Raw genomic sequence first — 23,125 nt, forward strand, 5'->3', positions numbered from 1 at the left:
CTTATCACATAGGATTACAATACCGCCTACATTAGATTTTAATTGGTAAACTCAACACTAACAAATTAGAATGAGCAAATCGTCGTTACTAAAGCATGCCGCTATATCGCGGATCCTTGACCAACGAGTTAGCTCAAAACTTGTCTTTTCGAGTTTATGCATTCACCTAATGTAGGCTTTTTTTATATATAAACTAAAACAAAAAATGGAAACAATACTAATTATAATTGCGCTTATAGCGGGAATTGCTGGAGGTTTTGGAATTGCAAAATTCCTCGAAAAAAGTAATATCTCCAATATGGTTAAAAATGCCAAAAAAGAAGCAGCATCAATTTTAAAAGATGCCAATCTTGAAGGTGAGAATATCAAGAAAGACAAGTTATTGCAAGCAAAAGAAAAGTTTTTAGAATTAAAATCAGAACATGAACAAGAGATTTTGAATAAAGACAAAAGAATTGCCGAAATAGAAAAAAGAACGCGTGACAAAGAGTCGCAAGTTTCAAGTGAATTAGCAAAAGCTAAAAAAGTAAACGACGATTACGAAGCAAAAACAACGGAATACAATTCTAAAATTGAGTTGTTAGACAGGAAGCAACAAGAGCTTGAAAAGCTTCATAAAAGTCAGGTGCAACAACTTGAAGTTATCTCAGGTCTTTCTGCCGAAGATGCCAGAGAACAATTGGTGGAAAGCCTAAAAGCGGAAGCCAAAACTAAAGCCATGTCGCATATTCAGGACACTATTGAAGAAGCAAAATTAACAGCACAACAAGAAGCTAAAAAAGTCATCATAAACACCATTCAACGTGTTGGAACAGAAGAAGCCGTTGAGAATTGTGTTTCTGTTTTCAATATTGAATCGGATGATGTTAAAGGAAGAATCATTGGTCGTGAAGGAAGAAACATCCGTGCGCTTGAAGCAGCAACCGGAGTTGAAATCATTGTGGACGATACGCCGGAAGCTATTATCCTATCATGTTTTGATCCTGTGAGAAGAGAAATTGCTCGTCTATCATTACACAAATTAGTAACTGACGGCAGAATTCACCCAGCTCGAATTGAAGAAGTTGTCGCTAAAACAACCAAACAAATTGATGATGAAATCATTGAAGTTGGAAAACGTACCGTAATAGATCTAGGAATTCACGGCTTACATCCAGAGTTAATTAAAGTCGTGGGAAGAATGAAATACCGTTCGTCTTACGGACAAAATTTATTACAACACTCGCGCGAAGTTTCTAAACTTTGTGGAATCATGGCAGCTGAATTAGGTTTGAATGTAAAATTAGCGAAACGTGCCGGTTTACTTCACGATATCGGAAAAGTGCCTGATGCGGAAAGTGATTTACCACACGCATTATTAGGAATGCAATGGGCAGAAAAATTTGGTGAAAAAGAAGAAGTTTGCAACGCCATCGGTGCTCACCACGATGAGATTGAAATGAAATATTTAATCTCTCCAATTATACAAGTTTGTGATGCCATTTCTGGCGCAAGACCAGGCGCAAGACGTCAGGTTTTGGATTCATACATTCAAAGATTAAAAGATTTAGAAAATATTGCATTTGGATTCAACGGAGTTAAAAACGCTTATGCTATTCAGGCCGGACGAGAACTTCGTGTCATTGTTGAAAGCGAAAAAGTAAGCGATGAAAATGCAGCCAGTCTTTCTTTTGAGATTTCGCAAAAAATTCAAACAGAAATGACTTATCCTGGTCAAGTTAAGATTACCGTAATTCGTGAAACCAGAGCAGTAAATATTGCGAAGTAGAAATTATAATTAATAAAAAAAGGCGGTCTCGTTTACAAACAGACCGCCTTTTTATATGGCAAAAATTGAATTTAAACATTCAATTGTCATGGGTTTTAAGTAATAATTTTTTATATCATCTTCAAACTCTTTAGCTTTATTCCTATCTACTGCATTATCTGAAGAACTAATGATATAGATACTAATCTCTTCCTTTAAGAATTTTTTTAATAATTTAAATTCTTCTAAAAATTGCCAACCATCAAGAACCGGCATATTGATATCTAACAAAATTAAATCAGGCGGAGTTTCGCCATTTTCCAATTTACTTTTAATCCCTTCTATAGCTTCTAATCCATTTTCAAAAAAAGAAGGATATACATTTATATTATTATTCAGAAGTAACTTTTTTATTATGAAATGGAATATTTTATCATCATCAACTACGAATACGTTGTTAAACTTCATTTTAAAACAGATTTGGGTTTGTTGTTTCTTTTTGACAAAAACAAAAATAGATAATTAATACCCAAACTAATTTTTTCTAGGGTGAAATTTATTGAGAATTTGTGTTAAATGTTTTCGGTCTAAATGAACATAAATTTCTGTAGTTGTAATCGATTCGTGCCCAAGCATCATTTGAATAGAACGCAAATCGGCACCGTTTTCAAGTAAGTGTGTTGCAAATGAATGTCTTAAAGTATGCGGGCTAATATTTTTCTGTAAACTAATTTTGACTGCTAATTCTTTTACTATTGTAAAGACCATTGCTCGGGTAAGTTGTTTTCCTCTTCGGTTTAAAAAAAGCGTGTCTTCAAACCCTTTGACAATATCAAGATGTGTTCTGATTGAGTTCTTATATAATTCAATATACTTCTGTGTTGATTTGGCAATCGGAACAAATCGCTGTTTATTACCTTTTCCTGTAATTTTGATAAAACCTTCTTCAAAAAACAAATCCGAAATCTTTAAAGTAGTAATTTCAGAAACCCGAAGTCCGCAACCGTATAAGGTTTCCAACATGGCTCTGTTTCGTTCCCCTTCCGGTTTGGATAAATCGATGGCTGCAATCAGATTGTCGATATCTTCTAACGATAATGTATCGGGAAGTTTTCTACCTAATCTTGGTGCTTCAATCAATTCCATTGGATTATCAGTTCGATAATCTTCAAAAATGAGATAGGAGAAAAAGCTTTTTAAGCCTGAAATAATTCTGGCTTGGGAACGAGCGTTTACTTCTTTAGAAACAGCATATATAAACTGTTGAATTGTTTCTTCATTTATTTTTTCCGGAGAAGTAGCTATTTCATTTTCAATTAAAAATTTAGACAAACGCTCTAAATCAAAGCTGTAATTTTCGACGGTGTTTTTGGACAAACCTCGCTCAATTTTTAGATAGGATTGAAAACTTTTGATATAACTGTTCCAGTTCATAGCGCAAAGTAACGAAATGTAAAGACATAAAAAAACCACGCATTAGCTGCGTGGTTTCCTAAATACTTTTTTGAGGATTAGAATCTGTATCCTAAACCAATTTGGAAAGATGTAGTAGTGATTTTTGCATCACCAAAAGCTGTAGTATCATCATTAAGATCTGACAATCCTAAATTATAACGTGCATCAAACATTAATCCTGATGACAATTCATAACCCGCACCAAAACCTAAACCAAAATCCATAGATTTTAAGGCATCTTTAATAGCGCCTCCGCCGGCAACAAATGCCAATTCTGGACCAGCCTGTAAATTAAAACCTTCACCTACAAAGAATTTAGCCATAACGGGAATTCTGATGAAATCTAAATTAGCTTCATCATTATCAGCTCCTTCCATAGAGTACAATAATTCCGGTTGCACGTGGAATTTTTCTGATATGTGAAAATCTACTAAACCACCAATGTAGAAATTTGAAGCCGCATCGAAATTATCGATATCACCGGCAAAATTGGTGTTAGCATAACCGCCTTTTACACCGAATACAATTTCCTTAGTAGTAACACTTTCTTTTTTGTCTTGCGCATTTGCAAAAGTTGCAGCCATTACTACTGCAATTGTTAAAATAATTTTTTTCATGTTTGTTTAATTTTAAAATTAGTAAGACAAATGTAACATAATTTATTGAAAAAACAAATAAGGCATTTGCCGTATATAAAAAAACCGCGCCAATGGCGCGGTTTAAATCTGTATGTTCTAAACTAATTACAGTTTGTATAACAAACCGAAAGAGATAGAAGATAAATCAACTCCTAAATTAAATCCAGTAGTTTTATCAGCACCATTTCCTCCGTTATCGTTAGAAGAATAACCGAACCCACCCCAAGTAGAAGTAAGAGCAAAGTCATTAGACACGAAATAGTTCAATCCTAGTGGAATGTTGAAACCAATTTCTTTTCCAGTTGCATCAAAAGTTCCGTCATCATATTTTGTTGACATGTAAGAGATGTTAGCTCCTACTGAAAGAGAAAATTTACTTGCTGGAGTCCAGAAGTATTTAACACCTGCAGCGATACCAAAACCTGTAGTTTTAATATCATCTCCACCTGTACCATCATTTTCAGTACCTGAAGAGATGTTCAACATACCTTCAATTGCAATGTTGTCAGCTATGAAATAACCAACTCCTGGAGATAATGTAAATCCGCTAGATTTAGCATCTCCAGTTTTACTACTGTCGAAACCAGCTGTACCAGTTAAATACAAATCTCCATTAGAGAAACCTTCACCAGTACTTTCTTTTTTGTCTTGTGCATTAGCAAACGTCAAAGCGAATACTGCAGCTACTGTTAAAATAATTTTTTTCATGTTTGTTTAATTTTAAAATTAATATGAACAAATTTATAAGTAATCCTTTTCTATCAACGTAAGGCACTATTACAGTTATTAACAATTTTATTAACAATAAATAGATTTAACCCTTTATTTTACAACGCTTTAGCCCTATTTTAGCCTGTTAACAACGATATGCTGTTTTTGATAATTTCAATAAATTCATGAAATGTTCGCATTTTTCCTATTAATAAATGCTTTTTTTAGATAAAACTAAGTGCTCATTTAAACTGATTATTCCTATTTTTACAGAAATATATCTTCCTATGAAAATAATCATAATTAACGGTCCAAATCTAAACTTGCTAGGAAAGCGTGAACCTGAAGTATACGGAAACATGACTTTCGAAACTTTTTATGAAGAGTTGACAAAGAAATATCCAAGTATTACTCTTTCTTATTTTCAAAGTAATATAGAAGGTGAACTGATTGATAAAATTCAGGAAGTTGGGTTTACTTATGATGGTATTATTTTAAATGCAGCGGCTTATACGCATACTTCAGTGGGAATTGGTGATACGGTAAAAGCAATATCAACACCAGTAATCGAAGTTCATATTTCCAACACCTTTTCCAGAGAGACTTTTCGTCATCAATCTTTTATTTCTCCAAATGCTAGAGGAATCATTATTGGTTTTGGTATGAAGAGTTATGAATTGGCGTTGCAGTCGTTTTTTTAGTACACAGAAAGATGAGAAAGTTTCACGGAGATACACGGAGAAAAAAAGAGATACACAGAGAAAGTTTAAAACTCTGTGAATCTCAAAAAATCTCTGTGAATCTCTGTGTAACAAAAAAATAAATTATGGAAATAAATGATCTAACAGAAAAAATTATTGGGTTAGCTATTGAAGTTCATAGACATCTTGGCCCAGGATTATTAGAATCTGCTTATAAAGAATGTTTATTTTATGAAATTAAAAAAAATGGAATTTATGTTGAATGTGAGAAAGCATTGCCTTTAGTTTATAAAGAAATAAAACTAGAACAAGGATATAGAATTGATTTATTGATATAAAACAAATTAGTTGTTGAATTAAAAACTGTTGAAACTTTTACAGATGTTCATTTTGCACAAATTCTTACTTATATGAAACTCGGGAATTATTCAACTGGATTATTAATAAATTTCAATACAAAAATGCTAAAACAAGGAATAAAAAGATTTCGAATATAAACTCTGTGAAATTATTTTGTTACACAGAGACACACGGAGAAAAAAAGAGATACACAGAGAAAATTTAGTAAGCTATATATCTCTGTGAATCTCAAAAAAGAAAAAAAATAAATCTCTGTGAATCTCTGTGTAACAAAAAAACTCTGTGTAACAAAAAAATATTTATGAAAAAAATTAGCTTACTACTATTACTATTAATTTCTGCAGGTTGTTATTCCCAAATAAAAGGAACCGTTACCGACGACAAAGGAAATCCATTAGCATTTGTAAACATCTTTGAAGAGAATACCTATAATGGAACCACTACAAATGAAAAAGGGAAATTCACTTTAAATGTAAAAAACGAAAATCCAATAATAATCTTTCAATATTTGGGTTATAAAACCGTAAAAAAAGCAATTACTAAAAATCAGTTTGCTGAAAGTTTGAGTATCACTTTGGCAGAAGAAAATATTACGTTGAAAGAAGTGGTCATCAACCCGAAAGACAATCCTGCAAATGAGATTATTCGGAATGCAATCAAAAACAAAAAAGAAAACTCCGAAAAGACCGCTCGCTTCAAATCCGATTTTTATTCCCGCGGTATCATCCGATTGAAAGATGCGCCAAAAACCATCATGGGTCAAAAGTTTGATTTCTTTGATGAAATTCTTGACTCTACACGAAGCGGAATCATTTATCTGTCGGAAACCGTTTCTAAAATAACATTCCAAAAACCGGATAAAATGAAAGAAGTCATCGTGGCTTCCAAAGTAAGTGGAAAAGACAACGGCTTTAGTTTTAACAACGCTGCTTCGGTGAATTTTGATTTTTATGAAAACTATCTTCCGTTTGAAATTAATGTCGTTTCCCCAATAGCTGATAATGCTTTCAACTATTATAAATACAAATTTGAAGGTTCGTTTTTTACCGAAAATCGTCAGCAGATTAATAAGATAAAAGTAATTCCGCGTCGCGAAACAGAACCGGTTATGGAAGGTTACATTTATATAGTAGACGATTCCTATGCTATTTATGCCACTGATTTATCTATCAAAGGAAATCAAATGCAGTCGCCGGCAATAGACAACCTGACTTTGAAACAGAGTTACAGTTACAATTCTAACAATAAAATTTGGGTGAAAAATACGCAAACACTTGACTTTATCGCCGGATTGTTAAGCATCAAAGTCAATGGACGATTTACGTATGTGTATTCTAATTTTGAATTTGAAAAGCAGTTTGAGAAAAAGACTTTTACCAATGAAATCTTATCATTTCAGGAAAATGCCAATAAAAAGGAAGATACTTTTTGGAATACCATCCGTCCGGTTCCTTTGACAGAAGAAGAATCAACCGATTATACAAAGAAAGATATACTGCAAACCAAAAAGAAATCAAAAGTCTATTTGGATTCAATTGATGCCAAACACAACAAATTCAAAGTGATGGATGTTTTGAGTAGCTACAGCTATAAAAATTCCTTTAAAAAATGGTCAATTGATTATGATGGCCCGTTGACGTCAATCTCCTTCAACACGGTTCAGGGCTATCGAATCAACGCCGGTTTATCCTATACCAAACGAGATGAAGACAAGAGAACGTATACCAGAATTAGTTCAAAGTTTGACTACGGCTTTTCGGAAGAAAAGATAAGAGCAACTGCCAACTACACACATAAATTCAACAATACTAACAATAGTTTATTGACTTTCAATGGTGGAAGTTCCGCCAGTCAATTTAACGGAAGTAATCCGATTTCAAATATTGTAAACACAGTCAGCACGTTGTTTTTTAAAAACAATTTCATGAAATTGTATGAAAAGAATTTTGTTTCTGGATTTTTTGGAAGAGAGGTTGTCAATGGTATTTACATGAACATCAATGCCGAATACTCTGAAAGAAAACCTTTGTACAATATCACTGAATATACCGTTATAAAAAGTGATGATTTATACACGTCAAACAATCCGCTTTCACCAACTGATGAAACTTCAGCTGCGATAAGCAAACACAATTTGGTTAAAACCAATATTGCAATGCGCTTCAATTTTGGGCAAAAATACATAACGCGTCCAGATGGAAAATACAATATTCCGAATGATGATTATCCATCTTTGTCTTTAGGTTATGAAAAAACATTTGCCGCCACCGATAAAAATTATGAATATGATTTTGTCGCAGCTCGAGTAAATTATGATGTGACTTTGGGAAATAAAGGAACGTTGCAAATGGCCTTCAAAGCGGGGAAATTCTTTAATGACGACAATATTTCATTTGTTGATTACAAACATTTCAACGGGAACCAAACCCATATTGGGCAATCTGAAAGTTATACTAATGTGTTTAATTTATTGCCTTATTATGCCGCAAGTACTAATGACAGCTATAGCGAAACCCATATCGAACACAACGACAAAGGCTTTTTTATGAATAAGATTCCGTTGCTAAAACTCCTGCAATCACAATTGGTCTTAGGCTTTCATAATCTTGCTATTCCCGACAGAAAACCGTATCAGGAATTCTCAGTTGGATTGGACAATCTTGGTTTTGGAAAATTCCGTTTATTCCGAGTGGATTATGTCCGTTCGTATCAAAACGGTTATCAGGGCGATGGCGTTATCTTTGGTTTGAAGTTTTTGAATGTGTTAGAGTAATAAAAGATGATTTTAAGCGTTTTACAATAACACTAAAATCAATATTATGAAAAAAGCAATTTTTATCGTAGCTATTGCAGTCTTTGTTTTGGTTGCTATTGTTTTATCAACGGCTATAGATACTTCTATGGAAAATTCCGTTAAGGTTTCCGGAACCGTAAAATCAATTTCTGAAGGTGGAGTTAAAGATATCGTTTTTGAATTGGAAAATGATTCAACTCTTTACTACATCAACCGCGGATTTGAAAACGGATTTAATCTCGCGAAAGCCAAAAAAGACTTTGAAGGAAAGAAATCAAATTGTTTTATGCCAAATCACGTTCACCCTTGGCTTTGGAAGGCTGCAGCAAACACATCACACATGCCGTGGTAAACGACAGCGTGATTTTTAGTGAATGGTAATTACTTAAAAAACACATCATAACCAAAACGAATCAGTGTTCCGATTACTACAATCAAAAAGAAAACACGTATAAATCCGTTGCCTTTTTTGATAGCGAGTTTGGCGCCAATCCAACCACCAAAAGCATTGCAGACAGCCATTGGAAGTGCGATTGCCCAAATGATTTTCCCTTTTAAAACAAACAAGCAAATCGAACCAAAATTGGTGGCAAGGTTAACCATTTTGGCATTTGCCGAAGCATGAAGAAAATCAAAACCTAAAACGCTTACAAAACCTAACACCAAAAAACTACCCGTTCCGGGACCAATAAATCCATCATAAAATCCAAGGACGATGCTCATAGAAATAGCTAATAAGAATTGGCGCTTAACTGTATGTTCTTTTGCTTGGTGAATTCCGAAGTCTTTTTTGGTAAATGTATAAATGGCAATTAAAGTCAAAACCACCAAAAGCAGCGGTTTCATAAAATCATTATGCACTTTGGTTAGCAAATGGGAACCTAAAAAAGCGGAGGCAAAAGCTACTAACGCCATAATGGAAAGCAATTTCCAATTCATATCCACTTTTTTCAAATACTGATTCGCCGCAAAACTGGTTCCGCTAAAAGCCGGAATTTTCAACGAGCCAATTATGGATGAAACGGCAAGGTTTGGCATTAAAATCAAAGCAACCGGAGTTTGTATTAATCCGCCGCCGCCGACAATAGCATCTACAAATCCGGCCAAAAAAGCTGCGACACAAAGAAGTATTAAGATGTATGTTTCCATTATATGAATTAAAAATCCCAATGCTTACACATCGGGATTCTGTTATTTTTTATAGGGTGTATATTCGTCTTGCCATTCCTTCCAAATGATTCCCTGAAATTTTCCATCGGTTCCTAACCAGATTCTGATTTCCCTTACCACGTCATTTCTTTCAAAATTTCCTTTATATCGGTAAACTTTAGAATTGCTAGTATACGTATCATCAATAACTTCAATCAGTTTCATATCGATGAATTTACCATTTGTCTTGCCTATGGCATCGCAGGCATTTTGCATTTCTGCTAATGAAAGCGTAGCAAGGCTTTTTGAAACTTCCCTTTCACTTAACTGAATAAATTGTCGCGTTTTGCAAGTTTCTAAAAGTCGCCTTCCAAAATCGTAAACCTTTGCTTTCTCTTTTTGAGATATAGAACTGATGTCAGCTCTACGATAAGTGGTTTTGCACGAAATCAAAAGAAGCAGCAGACAAAAGCTTAGGATTCTCATTACTCAACCCTTACGATATTAGCTCCTAATGCGCGAAGTCTTTCGTCAATCCGCTCGTAACCTCTATCAATTTGCTCGATATTCTGAATCGTTGAAGTTCCTTTAGCAGAAAGCGCAGCAATCAATAATGAAATTCCGGCACGAATATCCGGAGAAGACATCGTTGTTGCTTTTAACTGAGATTGGAAATTGTGTCCCATAATCACGGCTCTGTGCGGATCACACAACATGATTTTGGCACCCATATCAATCAATTTGTCCACAAAGAACAAACGACTTTCAAACATTTTTTGGTGAATTAATACGTCGCCATTGGCTTGCGTTGCTACAACCAAACAGATACTCAATAAATCAGGTGTAAATCCTGGCCATGGTGCATCGGCAATAGTCAATATCGAACCGTCAATATCAGTTTTTACTGTATAGCCTTTGGTATGCGCCGGAATATAAATATCGTCGCCTTTTCTTTCCAAAGTAATTCCCAGTTTTCTGAACACACTCGGAATTACACCAAGATTGTCCCAAGAAACATTTTTAATCGTGATTTCGCTTCTTGTCATCGCCGCAAGGCCAATCCAGGAACCAATCTCAATCATATCAGGCAAGATTCTGTGTTCGCAACCGCCCAGTTTTTCAACACCTTCTATGGTCAATAAGTTAGAACCAACTCCGCTGATTTTGGCTCCCATCGAGTTCAACATTTTACACAACTGTTGCAAATATGGTTCGCAGGCAGCATTATAAATTGTAGTAATTCCTTCGGCTAAAACAGCAGCCATAACGATGTTTGCCGTTCCGGTTACTGATGCTTCATCAAGCAACATATGTGCACCTTTTAATCTTCCTTTTGTTTCAACACCATAGAAATGGTCTTCTCTTTCATAACGGAATTTTGCACCCAAATTGATAAATCCTTCAAAGTGTGTATCCAAACGACGACGACCAATTTTATCGCCACCTGGTTTTGGAATATAGCCACAACCAAATCGGGCTAAAAGCGGCCCAACAATCATAATAGAACCTCTTAAACTTCCGCCTTCTTTTTTAAAAGCTTCGGTTTTTAAATAATCAATGTTTACTTCATCGGCTTGGAACGTGTAATCTCCAACTCCGTTTTTTTGAATTTTTACACCCAAATTTCCTAGTAAAACTATTAGTTTATTAACATCTATAATATCCGGAATATTTGTAATCCTAACTTTTTCTGAAGTTAATAATGCAGGACATAAAACTTGCAATGCTTCATTTTTTGCGCCTTGTGGTTGTACATCACCTTTTAATTGGATTCCTCCTTCAATTTTAAAAGTTCCCATATTTTTTAGTAGCTGAGTAGCTGAGTAGCTGAGTAACTGAGTTTTCTTGAGACTAACATTCTCAGGCACTCAGCAACTAAGGCACTCAGGCACTTATTTCTGATTGTTATTATTTTTCTTTATAAACGGCTTCTTACCGTTTTTGTTAATTTTAATCTTCGGGTTTGAAGCAGGCATATTTTTGTTGGACATTTTTTTATTGGTACGCATCAAATCAGTTGTGGTTAACAACTCTTCGGTGCTTTGCAGTAGATTTAATTTTCCTGCCGACAATTCATAAAGATGTTCAAAAATCACAGTGTCTGTAACCGTGTCTTTGTTCCAACTCAAATAGGACTTTTTCATGTGGTTGGCAATGACTTTAACCAAAGCGTTTTTCATTTCACCATCTTCCCAACTGTTAGCCACATCAATCATATACTTGATGTTATTCCCATAAAAACGGTATTTTGGATTTTTTTGAGGATAGGCTAATCTTTCCGGTTTTAGATGAATTACATCTCGAGTCGGAATTGGATAAGGAGAATCTACATCCAATTTAAAATCGGACATGATAAATATCTGATCCCATAATTTGTGCTGAAAATCAGGAACATCACGCAAGTGTGGGTTTAAACTTCCCATGACTTGAATAATATATTTTGCCACTTGATTGCGCTTTTCCTTATCTTCAATAACGGTTGCCTGGTCAATCAATTTCTGCAAATGACGACCGTATTCTGGAATGATCAAATGCGATCTTTCGGCATTGTATTCCAAATGATGAACGACCTCGTTTGCATTTTCTTTTATATATTTTTCTGGCATTATAATGATATTATTCCTTCAATAGAAGATACTTCTATGTACTTTTCAATAACGTGTTCTGGACTTTCCATCATCACGTTTATTGAAACACTCGTGTATTTAGCGGTTTTTGATTGTTTGGTATGAATTACCGCACCTATATTATCAAAAGCATTCTCAACTTCTTCAATTGTTTTTGGACTTGTTGGCACAATAAATTTATATAAATATTCACTAGGCCATGCTGAAGTATTGCTCAGTTCTTCCTTTAATCTGATATAAAATTCTTCTGTCTTCTTATCCATTTTTAAACAAAATAAAAGCAAATATACAGTATTGATTTCAGAATTTAGAATGGTTTCTATGATTTCAAAAAAATAATTTTTAATCCTAAAAATAAATCTTAATTCGCTTTAGATATTCTAATTAGTTTCGATAAATTTGCCCTTCATTTCAAAAATCTTGAAAAAAGAAATTATAGTTATTATCGGAGGTCCAGGAACCGGAAAAACAACCATTATCGACGGATTAGTATCCAAAGGATATTGTTGTTATCCGGAAATTTCCCGCGAAATAACATTAGAAGCTAAAAAGCAAGGAATAGAACAATTGTTTCTTGAAAAGCCATTGTTGTTTAGCGAATTACTTTTGGAAGGAAGAAAAAAACAATACAAAAGCGCAATTGCCGAACCACATCCAGTAGTTTTTATCGACCGTGGAATTCCAGATGTTTTAGCCTACATGCATTACATTGGCGACAGTTATCCTGCTTTTTTTGATGAAGCCTGCAGAGAACACAAATATTCCAAAATTTTCATACTTCCACCTTGGGAAGAAATTTACGAAAGCGATGAGGCGCGTTATGAAAACTTTGAACAGGCAAAGCTAATTTACGGTCATCTTACAGAAACCTATCAAAAATATGGCTACGACCTTATAGAAGTGCCACGCGGAACTGTTGAAGAACGTATTGAGTTCATATTTAAACATCTATCATAATACACTTTTGCTGTACCAGCAACACAATCTTATTTTATATCTTTGATTCAATAATAACATGTCACCCTGAGCGCAGTCGAAGGGCATAATAAACATCCTTTGAGTAAAGCACTAGAAATCCTGCAAAAATACTGGAAACATGATGCCTTCCGTGAACCGCAGGAGGAAATCATAGCATCTGTTTTGCAAGGAAAAGACACTTTTGCTTTGATGCCAACTGGTGGTGGAAAATCGATTTGTTTTCAAGTGCCTGCTATGATGCAGGAAGGAATTTGCCTTGTCATTTCACCATTAATTGCTTTAATGCGTGACCAAGTTGAAAATCTGCAAAAGAAAGGAATCAAAGCCATCGCATTAACTGGAGGAATTTATCACGATGAAATTATTGATTTATTGGATAACTGCCAATTCGGAAATTATAAATTCTTATATCTTTCACCCGAGCGATTGCAAAACGATTGGATTTTAGAACGCATAAAAAATCTGCCAATAAACCTCATCGCCATTGATGAGGCACATTGTGTATCGCAATGGGGACATGACTTTCGTCCGGCTTATTTAAAGATTGTACAATTAAAAGAGTACTTTCCGAAAGTTCCTTTTTTGGCCTTGACCGCTTCGGCAACTTTGAGAGTGAAAGAAGATATCATTACCCAATTAAAACTTACTTCACCACAAGTTTTCTCGAAATCATTTTACAGAGCCAACATCGCATATATGGTTTTTGAAACCGAAGACAAACTCCATCTTTTGCAGCAAATTTTAAAAAAGAACCCGCAACCTTCTATTATATATGTAACCAACAGGAAAAGTTGTTTGGAAACGGTTCATCAACTGGAAAGCCACGGTTTTACTGCGACATATTATCATGGCGGATTATCATCCAAAGAGAAAGAAAAGCATATGAAACTTTGGATGGAAGAAAAAGTGCAAGTCATTGTTGCCACCAATGCTTTTGGAATGGGAATTGACAAAGCCAATGTGAAAACAATTATCCATTTGCATTTGCCTCAAAATCTGGAAAACTATTATCAGGAAGCCGGTCGCGCCGGAAGAGATGGCGAAAAAGCATTTGCGGTGCTACTTAACAATCCATCGGATGTTTTGCATGCTGAAGCACAATTTTTGAGTGTGTTACCAGATAAGGCTTTTTTGAATTTGGTTTTTGTCAAATTGTGTAGCTTTTTTCAAATTGCGTATGGCGAAGGCATTGATGAGCAGTTTAGCTTTAATCTGAATCAATTTTGTGCCAAATATAATTTTCCAATACTGAAAACCTATAATGGGTTACAGTTTTTGGACAGACAAGGAGTAATTAATTTATCACAGGAATTTTCAGAAAAAGTTAGCATTCAGTTTATCATTCCGTCTAAAGAAGTGATTCGGTATATGAGTTTGAATCCGAAAGATGAAGAAATTATCCTAACAATTCTTCGAACCTATCCCGGAATTTATGATATGCAAACGGCTTTCAATCCGACTTTGATTGCCAAGAAATCGAATAGTACTGAAAAAGAAGTGCTTTCACTTTTGCAAAAATTAAATGAAAAGCAAGTCATTGATTTGATTGCCAAAAATAACGATGCCACGATTACCTTTAATGAAGTTCGGGAAGATGAGCGCACGATTAACAGAGTGTCAAAACATCTGGAAGCACAAAACAAATTAAAAACGGAACAACTGCAAGCGGTATTATATTATAGTAAAGAAACTAAAACCTGTAAACAGAAATTGCTGATGCAATATTTTGGCGAAACTATTACAGCCGATTGTGGCGTTTGCTCCTATTGCATTTCCAAAAATAAAAAGAAGCAAAATCCGGAAACGATTTCTGAAAAAATTATTGCCTTACTGAAAATGCAGGACTTCAACTCAAGAGATATTCAAAAGTTAACCAAACTTTCAAAAGACGATGTTATCTTTGCGCTTCAGAATCTTTTGGAAAACGAAACCATTAGTATCAAATCAAATAATTTATATTCATTAAAAAGATACTGAACTAAATTCAGCATATATGGAAAAGTTACGCATCGTTTTTATGGGAACACCAGAATTTGCCGTTGGTATTCTGGATACAATAATCAAAAACAATTATGAAGTTGTTGGTGTCATAACTGCTGCTGATAAACCTGCCGGTCGTGGCCAAAAGATTAAATACTCGGCTGTAAAAGAATATGCGTTGGAACACAACTTAAAATTATTGCAACCTACGAATTTAAAAGACGAAGTTTTTTTAACCGAATTAAAATCGCTAGATGCCAATCTACAAGTTATTGTTGCCTTCAGAATGTTGCCGGAAGTTGTTTGGAGAATGCCAAAATTGGGAACCTTCAATCTTCATGCATCGTTGTTGCCAAACTATCGTGGCGCGGCGCCTATCAATTGGGCGATTATTAATGGAGAAACAAAAACCGGAGTTACTACTTTCTTTATTGATGATAAGATTGATACCGGTGCTATGATTTTAAATGCAGCAATCGGAATCAGCCCAAATGAAAGCGCTGGAGAACTTCATGATAGGCTTATGCTTTTAGGAAGTGAAGCTGTTGTAGAAACTTTGGCTTTGATTGAAAAAGGAAATGTTCAGACTTCAGTCCAACAAGATAATCCGGAAATTAAAACAGCCTATAAGCTCAATAGAGAAAACTGTAAAATTGATTGGACCAAACCAGCAACTGAAATTCATAATTTGATACGCGGATTGTCACCTTATCCTTCGGCTTGGTGCTTCTTTAAAGATAATGAACACGAATGGAATGTGAAAATCTATGAGGCGAAAATTATTTTTGAAAATCACTCTTATACTATAGGTAGCATATTCACTACCAAAAAGGAAATTAAAATTGCTGTAAAAGATGGCTTTATCGAAATCTTAAGTATTCAATTTCCTGGGAAGAAAAAAATGCAGGCAAATGAGCTCCTAAATGGGATTACCTTTTCAGAAAGAGCGCAAGCAGAATAGGGACTCATGGCATTTTTTGAATAAAAGAATCGACAAAACGCGTGGGTTTATCAACAAATGAACCAAGTTATCAACAAATATTTGAAAAAAACCCGAAAACGCTTGTGCAGTAAGGAATTCCTATTAAATTTGTTATCATTAACAAAATGTTTAACCAACAATTAATAACTAACATTATGAACAAATCAGAATTAATCGATGCGATTGCAGCTGACGCAGGAGTAACAAAAGCAGCAGCAAAATTAGCTTTAGAATCATTTTTAGGAAATGTAAGCGGTACTTTGAAAAAAGGCGGAAGAGTATCTTTAGTAGGATTCGGATCTTGGTCAGTATCTAAAAGAGCTGCAAGAGATGGAAGAAATCCACAAACAGGAAAAACTATCAAAATTGCTGCTAAGAATGTAGTTAAATTCAAGGCAGGAGCAGATTTAGACGGAGCAGTAAACTAATAATTTAGTACTTCTGATATACAAAAGCCATTCGCAAAACGAATGGCTTTTTTGCTTTTAGCTTTCAAAAATTTGGAAAATCATTTTTTTTTCAGCAACTTTATTAAAAATTAATTCAAAATGATTGCAGAAAAATTAGAAAAAGGACATTTGTTAATAGCCGAACCGTCTATTATTGGTGACTTATCTTTTAATAGATCTGTAATTTTGTTGGCTGACCATACTTCTGAAGGTTCCGTTGGATTCATTTTAAACAAACCACTAAAATACACTATTAAAGATTTACTTCCTGAAGTTGAATCCAATTTCAAGATTTATAATGGTGGTCCTGTAGAACAGGACAATTTATATTTTATTCATAATGTTCCTGATTTGATTCCGAATAGTATTGAAATTTCTAAAGGAATATATTGGGGCGGTGATTTTGATTTCACCAAAGAATTAATCAATACCGGAGTTATAAAGAAAAAAAACATCCGCTTCTTTTTGGGATACACCGGTTGGGATGCAGAGCAACTAGAAAATGAGATGCAAGCCAACTCATGGATTTTGATAAAAAATAATTACGAAAACAAAATTCTCGGAAAAGCATCTGTTCATTTTTGGAAAGAGAAAATTGTTGAATTGGGCGGTGATTACCTTATTTGGTCTAATGCGCCAGAAAATCCAATATTAAATTAAGCTTGGATTAAAGTATTCAATTTATCCAACAGCAGATTAGCTAACCGAGTTTCAAATTCTTTTTTTCGGTATTTTGTGATGGGTTGAATTCCAATAATAACATTAGTTATAAATAATTCATCTGCTTTCTGTAAATCAAAAGGAGAAATAGCTGCTTCAATAACTTCAATTGAATCTATTTGTTTTGCAATAGACATAATTTGTTTTCTCATTATTCCGTTCAAACAGCCTTCAGAAATTGGCGGTGTTATCAGTGAGTTTCCCATCAATATAAACAGATTACCGTTTGCTGCTTCAATTACATTTTTAGTTTCATTAATAAGTAAGGCAGAATCCAATTGATTTTCTTTAGCGAAAATACTTGCCGTTACATGCGTAATTTTATTAGCTGTTTTGAGTGTTGAAAGTAATTGCTTTGGAACAATAAAATCTTTATATAAATCAACTTCAAATTGACTTTTAAGAATTTTATATCTTGTGTTTTCCAACTTCGTTGCCTGAATAATAAAGGAAATTGAATTATCAGTTGGCAAATAAAAACCTCCTTCGTTTCTAAAAACAGTAAATCGTACTCTGGCAGAATCTTTAATAGTGAGTATATCAACTAGTTTCAAGATTTGTTCTTCAAGATATTCCATAGTGAAAGACATCGGAATTTCCATTCTAACAATTCTCATGGAAGCCATTAATCGAAAATAATGATCTTCAAAAAATAATATTTTATTGTTTACAATTTTCAAAGTTTCAAAAACGCCATCACCATATAAGAATGACCTATTTGAAACTGTTACTTGTAAATCCGAATCCTGAATTTGACCATTAAAATTAATCATAAAAAAATCCCGTCTCATTTTTAGAACGAGACGGGACAAATATAACTTTTAAAAAATTAATTTTAAATAGAACCTATTACGTGTTTTAAATCGGAAATTTGATTTTCCCATAATAATCGTGATTCATCTAATTCATCTTCTTCGGCAAAATCAACAACCATCAATGAAACGTCTTTGGTGATTTCATCTTCTAAAATTCTTAGTTCAAAGTAGTATTCGGTATCCTTCTTGTCATCATCAACCCATTTAAACTTTACTTTTTCTCCAGTCTTTTTAGATGCAAGACGCGCATTTTCATCAACATGATCCCAAGTAAAAGTAAAAAATTCTCCTCTTGAATTAACGTTATCTGCAAACCATTCCTGTAAACCAGATGGTGTCGAAATATATTGATACAGTAATTGCGGTGAAGAGTTTAATGGAAACTCTAATTCATAACGTATTTTATTATCCATGATTTGAACAAATTTTTTGGAAATATATAGAATATAAAATCAATAAAAAAGTGTTTTTTAAAAATAAAAAAAATAAGCACTTTAAGTTTGTAACCATTGATATTAATTTTATATTTGCACCCGCAATTAAGCCGTAGGCGTATCACTGAACTCCTATGACAAATAGAAACCATTGAAGTATTAAGGGATTGCAATAGTAGGCGAGGTAGCTCAGTCGGTTAGAGCGCAGGATTCATAACCCTGAGGTCGGGAGTTCAAATCTCCCTCTCGCTACAAAATTGAAAGTAAGGAAATCAACCGTTTAGGTACTCTAAACGGTTTTTTTATGTCTAAAATATTTTTACATTTACAAAAAGTACACGATTTAGTACACGATTTAGAACACTTTTCCAAAATTAATCACTTCAACTTGTTGAAACAAAAAGACTTTACTGCACCAAAAATATTTACAGGCGGTGTAAACATTCTGCTATGGAATCAACTTAGTGAATCCGAAAAAGCAAAAGCATTATCTAAAAGTTGGTACATTTATTATAGTTTTAGAGATGCAGAAACTGGCAAACTAAAAAGAATGCCAAACATCAAAGGCAATGTAAATAAGCTAAAAACTAAAAAAGAAAGAGTTGAATACTTGAATGCAATGTGTGTTGCGCTAGAATTTTTACTTGAAAAAGGCTTCAATCCTAACATAACCAATAATATTGAAGAGCTACTCAATAAAAAGCAATCCGAAGCTTCAAAAGGAAACAATACTAGCATTGCAATACCAAAAGAAAACATTGCAATTCCAAGTAAAACCATTGCAATACCTACTGAAAACATTGCAATTCCAAGTAAAATCATTGCAATACCTAAAGAAAATATTGCAATACCCGAAATTCTATCAATTAAAGAAGCTTTTGAATTTGCATTAAACTTAAAGAAGAATACCATTAGAGATACTTCATATAAAAACTTTGAATTAAGAATTAGAAAATTCAGAAAGTCATTAGATGAAAACAAACCTATAACTGACATAACTAAAAAGGTTATGAATGATTATTTGAATGAAGTGCTGATTAATTCGAGTGCTAGAAATAGAAATAACACAAGAGCAGACTTTAGTTCATTGTTTCAAGTATTGGAGGACAATGAAATAATTGCAGATAACATAGCAAAAAAGATAAATGTTTTAAAATCCAATCCAGAGAGAAATAAAACTTATACCTCTGAAATGCAAAAAGACATTTATTCTTTTCTCGAAAAAAACGACCAAATACTTTTACTATTCATAAAATTTGTGTCTTACAACTTTTTAAGACCAATCGAAGTTTGTGAATTGAAGATTAAAGACATTGATTTAATTGGCAAAAGGATTTATTTAAGAACTAAAAACAAGGCTGTAAAAATCAAAATCATACCTGAAATATTGATGGATGATTTACCCGATTTGTCAAAATACAATCCCGATAGTTTTCTCTTCACTCCCAGTGGCTTTGGTCAAGACTGGATTACAGAACCAAACAATAAAAGAGACTATTTTTCAAAACGATTTAAAGAAGTTGTGAAAACACATTTTAATCTAAACAAAGATTACGGAATGTATAGTTTCAGGCATACTTTCATCACTAAATTGTATAGAGAAATGCGGAAAACTAGCTCACAATTTGAAACTAAAAGTAAATTAATGCTTGTAACAGGGCACTCTACTATGACTGCACTCGAAAAATATCTTAGAGATATTGATGCTGAATTACCAGAAGATTATTCAAACTTACTACGATAAGTAATTTGATTATTTCTTACTAAAATTATAGTATTTTTCTATTTATATTTACAATTCAATAATAAACAACCTCCCTTAATGGAATTTAAGTTAGAAAACCTTAATTATCAAGATATAGCAATACAATCCGTTGTAAAGATTTTTGATGGTACTGACAAAAATAATTTTGATAATTCTTGTATTGAGGGCATTCGTTCAAACACTACCAAACTTACTACAGTTGATATTGAAAATAACATTAAAAATGTATTACTAGAAAACGGTATTTCGGAGGAAATTGCAAAGCTTTCAAATGATAGGGATATTTGCGTTGAAATGGAGACTGGAACAGGTAAAACACTTGTTTACATCAAAACTATTTTTGAACTTTTTAAAGAATACGGTTTTACAAAGTTTATAATTTTAGTTCCATCAGTTGCAATTCGGCAAAACATTATTGGAACTTTTAAATCATTTGAGAAACAACTGGAAAACATTTATGGATTTAAACCTGATGCTTTTGAATATGATAGCAAAAAACTTCAAAAAGTAAGTCAGTTCATTGAGGAACAATATCCCCAAGTAATGATAATGACTTTGGCTTCTTTCAATTCAGAAGATAAAATTTTGAACCAAGCACAAAGGGAAGATTTATTTAACAACATTCCTTTTATTGAAGCCATTGGTAAAACAAATCCAATAATTATAATGGATGAACCGCAAGAGGGAATGGATACAGACAATTCCATAACTCAAATTGCAAAACTCAATCCACTATATAAAATTCGTTATTCGGCTACCCACAAAGTCGTTAAAAACTTGCTTTATAGATTAACCCCTTATGATAGTTACAAAGAGGGTTTGGTTAAGAAAATTGAAGTTTTGACAGTAACCGAAAAAAATGACGAAGCAACGTTAAAAATTGAATTAGCTGATATACAATTCGGAAAAGGAGACCCAAAAGTAAAATTGAAAGCGTGGCATTTAAGTAAAACATCAAATAAAATTGAGTTTAAAGTTACTGGTTGGCTTTGCAATGGGGATAATTTAGGAGATAAAACAAATAATCCAAGTTATCTAAATTATTCAATTTCTAATATCAATAAAAGTTTAAAAACTGGTAAATGGACGGTTACGTTTTCTAACGGTGCAGAAATTTTAGAGAAACAAATTTCAGGAACATTGGAGAATATTTGGGCTTTGCAAATAGAATGGTTAATTCACAGACATTTTGCAAAATCACAAAAATTAGCACCAAAAGAAATAAAATGTTTGTCGCTTGTATTTATTGATAGAGTTGCAAACTACATTGGAGAAACACCAATAATCAAAAACCTTTTTGTTGCAAAATACAAAGCTATTTATCCTGAATATCACAATGGAAACATTCCAACTGACGAACACATACAAAGTGTTCAAGGTTATTATTTTGCTCAAAAATCAAGTGGCGAATTTGCAGATAATGAGGGCGGAGTAAAAGAACAATCCAAAATTTATGAATTGATATTAAAGGGCAAAGAAGAACTACTCACATTAACTAATCCTGTTCAATTTGTATTTTCTCACTCAGCTCTGGGAGTTGGTTGGGATAACCCAAATGTATTCAATATTGCAACACTTAATAACTCTTATTCTGAAACAAAAAAGCGTCAAGAAATTGGCAGAGGTTTGCGTATTTGTGTTAATCAAAAAGGGCAAAGAGTTTATGATGCGATTGATGTTGATGATAACGAACGTATAAACCAATTAACTGTGATTCCAAATGAAACTTATGAAACATTTGTAACACAATATCAAGAAGAAATTAAGTCGGTTTATGGCACTACAAATGCAGGTGCAGGAATGACACACAACCATAAAGGTACTCAAACAGATGAAGTAAAATTCAGACTGAATACTAACGAGACTATTGATAAAGCATTCAGAAAATATTGGAGTGCTTTAGCTAAAAAAACAGAATACTCAGTTAGTTTTGATGAAGGGCGGTTGATTAATAGTGCGGTTGAAGAAATTAATAAAATTACAATCCCTGATTTTGTCATTGAAGCATCTAGCTTTTTAATTGATTCAATTAATGAAGATGGCAAACAAGATACTTTTCAAGGTTCAGAAAATGTAAAACAAAAAACTAATTTTACTCCATTAGATTTAATTGAAGAATTAAGCGAAAATACTGGATTAAGTTATACTTCTATGTTTAAAATATTTGAGCAATTGACTAATTTAAAAGAAGTAATTAAAAATCCTCCTAGATTCATTCACGAAGCTTCCGCTATCATTCGTAATGCAGAATTAGACGAAATGATTCGAGGTTTAAACTATGAATTAACTGGAGAAAGTTTTCCTTTTGAGTTCAATGATTTTGTTAAAAATATATCCGACAAAGGGTATGTTGCAACACCCAATAAAGGCGTTTTTGATAAAATGCTAATTGATAGTGATGTTGAACGCTATTTTTCTTTAGATGCTGATAAAGATGTAGAAGTAGTTTGTTTTCTTAAACTACCAAGTTGGTATAAAATAAAAACACCGATTGGAGATTATGAGCCTGATTTTGGTTTAGTAATGAAACGTAAAAGCCTAAAAGACGGCAATGAAAATGAGTTTTATTTTGTGATTGAAACCAAAGGAACAAATGACATCAATGACAAAAAAGCATTGAAAGAAAGTGAGATTTACAAAATAAGATGTGCTATTAAGCATTTTGAAAAATTGGGATTAGAAGTACAATACAAAGCTCCAGTAAAAGAATACAGTTTCTTTAAAACCGAAGCAGAAAAAACAATTAATACTATTATTTAAAAACACCATTTTCCTGACGTTAGGAAAATGATAAAGAAAATATATTTAACTAAAACTTTT

Annotated in this window: 22 protein-coding genes, 1 tRNA gene, 1 other RNA gene and 1 pseudogene; 14 read left to right on the forward strand and 11 right to left on the reverse strand. The window is 33.4% G+C overall.

All coding sequences use genetic code 11. The features are described 5' to 3' along the window. Positions 1-49 precede the first annotated feature (49 nt). A non-coding RNA gene (ssrS, locus tag RMN97_RS08605) (6S RNA) lies at positions 50-156 on the forward strand. A gap of 49 nt (positions 157-205) precedes the next feature. Further along, positions 206-1,768, forward strand: a complete 1,563-nt coding sequence (rny, locus tag RMN97_RS08610) for a ribonuclease Y (protein WP_309614111.1) — start codon at positions 206-208, stop codon at positions 1,766-1,768. Between the two features lie 51 nt (positions 1,769-1,819). On the opposite strand, the gene RMN97_RS08615 is transcribed toward rny, so the two are convergent. The 4 genes from RMN97_RS08615 to RMN97_RS08630 form a co-directional block, all read right to left on the reverse strand. Further along, entirely contained in the window at positions 1,820-2,215 is a 396-nt protein-coding gene (locus RMN97_RS08615; protein ID WP_309614112.1) for a response regulator, read from the reverse strand. A 66-nt stretch (positions 2,216-2,281) separates the two neighbouring features. After that, the gene (gene xerD / locus RMN97_RS08620) at positions 2,282-3,181 is read right to left on the reverse strand and encodes a site-specific tyrosine recombinase XerD (protein WP_309614113.1); all 900 of its coding nucleotides are present in this window, start codon (positions 3,179-3,181) and stop codon (positions 2,282-2,284) included. 77 nt (positions 3,182-3,258) lie between these two features. Continuing rightward, positions 3,259-3,819, reverse strand: a complete 561-nt coding sequence (locus RMN97_RS08625) for a porin family protein (RefSeq protein ID WP_309614114.1) — start codon at positions 3,817-3,819, stop codon at positions 3,259-3,261. A 126-nt stretch (positions 3,820-3,945) separates the two neighbouring features. Then, complete coding sequence (locus RMN97_RS08630) at positions 3,946-4,548, reverse strand: outer membrane beta-barrel protein (protein WP_309614115.1); 603 nt, start codon at positions 4,546-4,548, stop codon at positions 3,946-3,948. A 290-nt stretch (positions 4,549-4,838) separates the two neighbouring features. Between RMN97_RS08630 and aroQ the strand changes: the two genes are divergently transcribed. The 4 genes and pseudogenes from aroQ (at position 4,839) to RMN97_RS08650 (ending at position 8,758) form a co-directional block, all read left to right on the forward strand. Beyond that, positions 4,839-5,252 carry a type II 3-dehydroquinate dehydratase gene (gene aroQ, locus RMN97_RS08635; protein ID WP_309614116.1) on the forward strand — a complete coding sequence of 138 codons (414 nt, stop codon included), beginning with the start codon at positions 4,839-4,841 and terminating at the stop codon, positions 5,250-5,252. A gap of 125 nt (positions 5,253-5,377) precedes the next feature. Further along, positions 5,378-5,749: pseudogene (locus RMN97_RS08640) on the forward strand (GxxExxY protein). Positions 5,750-5,913: 164 nt separating this feature from the next. Further along, positions 5,914-8,385 (forward strand): DUF5686 and carboxypeptidase regulatory-like domain-containing protein, encoded by a 2,472-nt coding sequence (locus tag RMN97_RS08645; protein ID WP_309614117.1) that lies wholly within the window; start codon positions 5,914-5,916, stop codon positions 8,383-8,385. 46 nt (positions 8,386-8,431) lie between these two features. After that, positions 8,432-8,758, forward strand: a complete 327-nt coding sequence (locus RMN97_RS08650) for a hypothetical protein (protein WP_309614118.1) — start codon at positions 8,432-8,434, stop codon at positions 8,756-8,758. 29 nt (positions 8,759-8,787) lie between these two features. Here RMN97_RS08650 and RMN97_RS08655 read toward each other — a convergent pair whose 3' ends face one another. From RMN97_RS08655 to RMN97_RS08675, 5 genes are all read right to left on the reverse strand, one after another. Next, positions 8,788-9,555 (reverse strand): TSUP family transporter, encoded by a 768-nt coding sequence (locus tag RMN97_RS08655; RefSeq protein ID WP_309614119.1) that lies wholly within the window; start codon positions 9,553-9,555, stop codon positions 8,788-8,790. Positions 9,556-9,597: 42 nt separating this feature from the next. Further along, entirely contained in the window at positions 9,598-10,041 is a 444-nt protein-coding gene (locus RMN97_RS08660; RefSeq protein WP_309614120.1) for a hypothetical protein, read from the reverse strand. Further along, a complete protein-coding gene (gene murA, locus RMN97_RS08665) occupies positions 10,041-11,354 on the reverse strand; it encodes a UDP-N-acetylglucosamine 1-carboxyvinyltransferase (protein WP_309614121.1) in 1,314 nt (437 codons plus the stop codon). The genes RMN97_RS08660 and murA overlap by 1 nt, the downstream gene beginning before the upstream one ends. 93 nt (positions 11,355-11,447) lie before the next feature. Continuing rightward, entirely contained in the window at positions 11,448-12,161 is a 714-nt protein-coding gene (locus tag RMN97_RS08670; RefSeq protein WP_309614122.1) for a DUF4290 domain-containing protein, read from the reverse strand. After that, positions 12,161-12,445 carry a DUF493 family protein gene (locus tag RMN97_RS08675; RefSeq protein WP_309614123.1) on the reverse strand — a complete coding sequence of 95 codons (285 nt, stop codon included), beginning with the start codon at positions 12,443-12,445 and terminating at the stop codon, positions 12,161-12,163. The genes RMN97_RS08670 and RMN97_RS08675 overlap by 1 nt, the downstream gene beginning before the upstream one ends. A gap of 157 nt (positions 12,446-12,602) precedes the next feature. Here RMN97_RS08675 and RMN97_RS08680 point away from each other — a divergent pair, with 157 nt between their 5' ends. From RMN97_RS08680 to RMN97_RS08700, 5 genes are all read left to right on the forward strand, one after another. Then, the gene (locus RMN97_RS08680) at positions 12,603-13,139 is read left to right on the forward strand and encodes an ATP-binding protein (RefSeq protein WP_309614124.1); all 537 of its coding nucleotides are present in this window, start codon (positions 12,603-12,605) and stop codon (positions 13,137-13,139) included. 99 nt (positions 13,140-13,238) lie between these two features. Further along, positions 13,239-15,137: an ATP-dependent DNA helicase RecQ gene (locus RMN97_RS08685; RefSeq protein ID WP_309614125.1), complete on the forward strand. Its 1,899-nt coding sequence runs from the start codon at positions 13,239-13,241 to the stop codon at positions 15,135-15,137. A gap of 16 nt (positions 15,138-15,153) precedes the next feature. Beyond that, positions 15,154-16,101 carry a methionyl-tRNA formyltransferase gene (gene fmt / locus RMN97_RS08690; RefSeq protein ID WP_309614126.1) on the forward strand — a complete coding sequence of 316 codons (948 nt, stop codon included), beginning with the start codon at positions 15,154-15,156 and terminating at the stop codon, positions 16,099-16,101. 146 nt (positions 16,102-16,247) lie between these two features. Then, the gene (locus tag RMN97_RS08695; RefSeq protein WP_290283893.1) at positions 16,248-16,550 is read left to right on the forward strand and encodes an HU family DNA-binding protein; all 303 of its coding nucleotides are present in this window, start codon (positions 16,248-16,250) and stop codon (positions 16,548-16,550) included. Positions 16,551-16,670: 120 nt separating this feature from the next. Continuing rightward, positions 16,671-17,231, forward strand: coding sequence for a YqgE/AlgH family protein (locus RMN97_RS08700; protein ID WP_309614127.1), 561 nt, complete (start codon positions 16,671-16,673; stop codon positions 17,229-17,231). Here RMN97_RS08700 and RMN97_RS08705 read toward each other — a convergent pair. Further along, a complete protein-coding gene (locus tag RMN97_RS08705) occupies positions 17,228-18,064 on the reverse strand; it encodes an aminotransferase class IV (protein WP_309614139.1) in 837 nt (278 codons plus the stop codon). The two genes, RMN97_RS08700 and RMN97_RS08705, sit on opposite strands and share 4 nt — an antisense overlap. A 62-nt stretch (positions 18,065-18,126) precedes the next feature. After that, positions 18,127-18,519 (reverse strand): START-like domain-containing protein, encoded by a 393-nt coding sequence (locus RMN97_RS08710; protein ID WP_309614128.1) that lies wholly within the window; start codon positions 18,517-18,519, stop codon positions 18,127-18,129. A gap of 199 nt (positions 18,520-18,718) precedes the next feature. On the opposite strand from RMN97_RS08710, the gene RMN97_RS08715 reads away from it, so the two are divergent. From RMN97_RS08715 to RMN97_RS08725, 3 genes are all read left to right on the forward strand, one after another. Then, positions 18,719-18,792 (forward strand) — tRNA-Met (locus RMN97_RS08715). Between the two features lie 139 nt (positions 18,793-18,931). Beyond that, positions 18,932-20,284, forward strand: coding sequence for a site-specific integrase (locus RMN97_RS08720; RefSeq protein ID WP_309614129.1), 1,353 nt, complete (start codon positions 18,932-18,934; stop codon positions 20,282-20,284). A gap of 78 nt (positions 20,285-20,362) precedes the next feature. Further along, positions 20,363-23,065: a DEAD/DEAH box helicase family protein gene (locus RMN97_RS08725; protein WP_309614130.1), complete on the forward strand. Its 2,703-nt coding sequence runs from the start codon at positions 20,363-20,365 to the stop codon at positions 23,063-23,065. The last annotated feature ends 60 nt before the right edge of the window (positions 23,066-23,125 follow it).

Source organism: Flavobacterium sp. (assembly GCF_031381455.1).
Taxonomy (GTDB): domain Bacteria; phylum Bacteroidota; class Bacteroidia; order Flavobacteriales; family Flavobacteriaceae; genus Flavobacterium.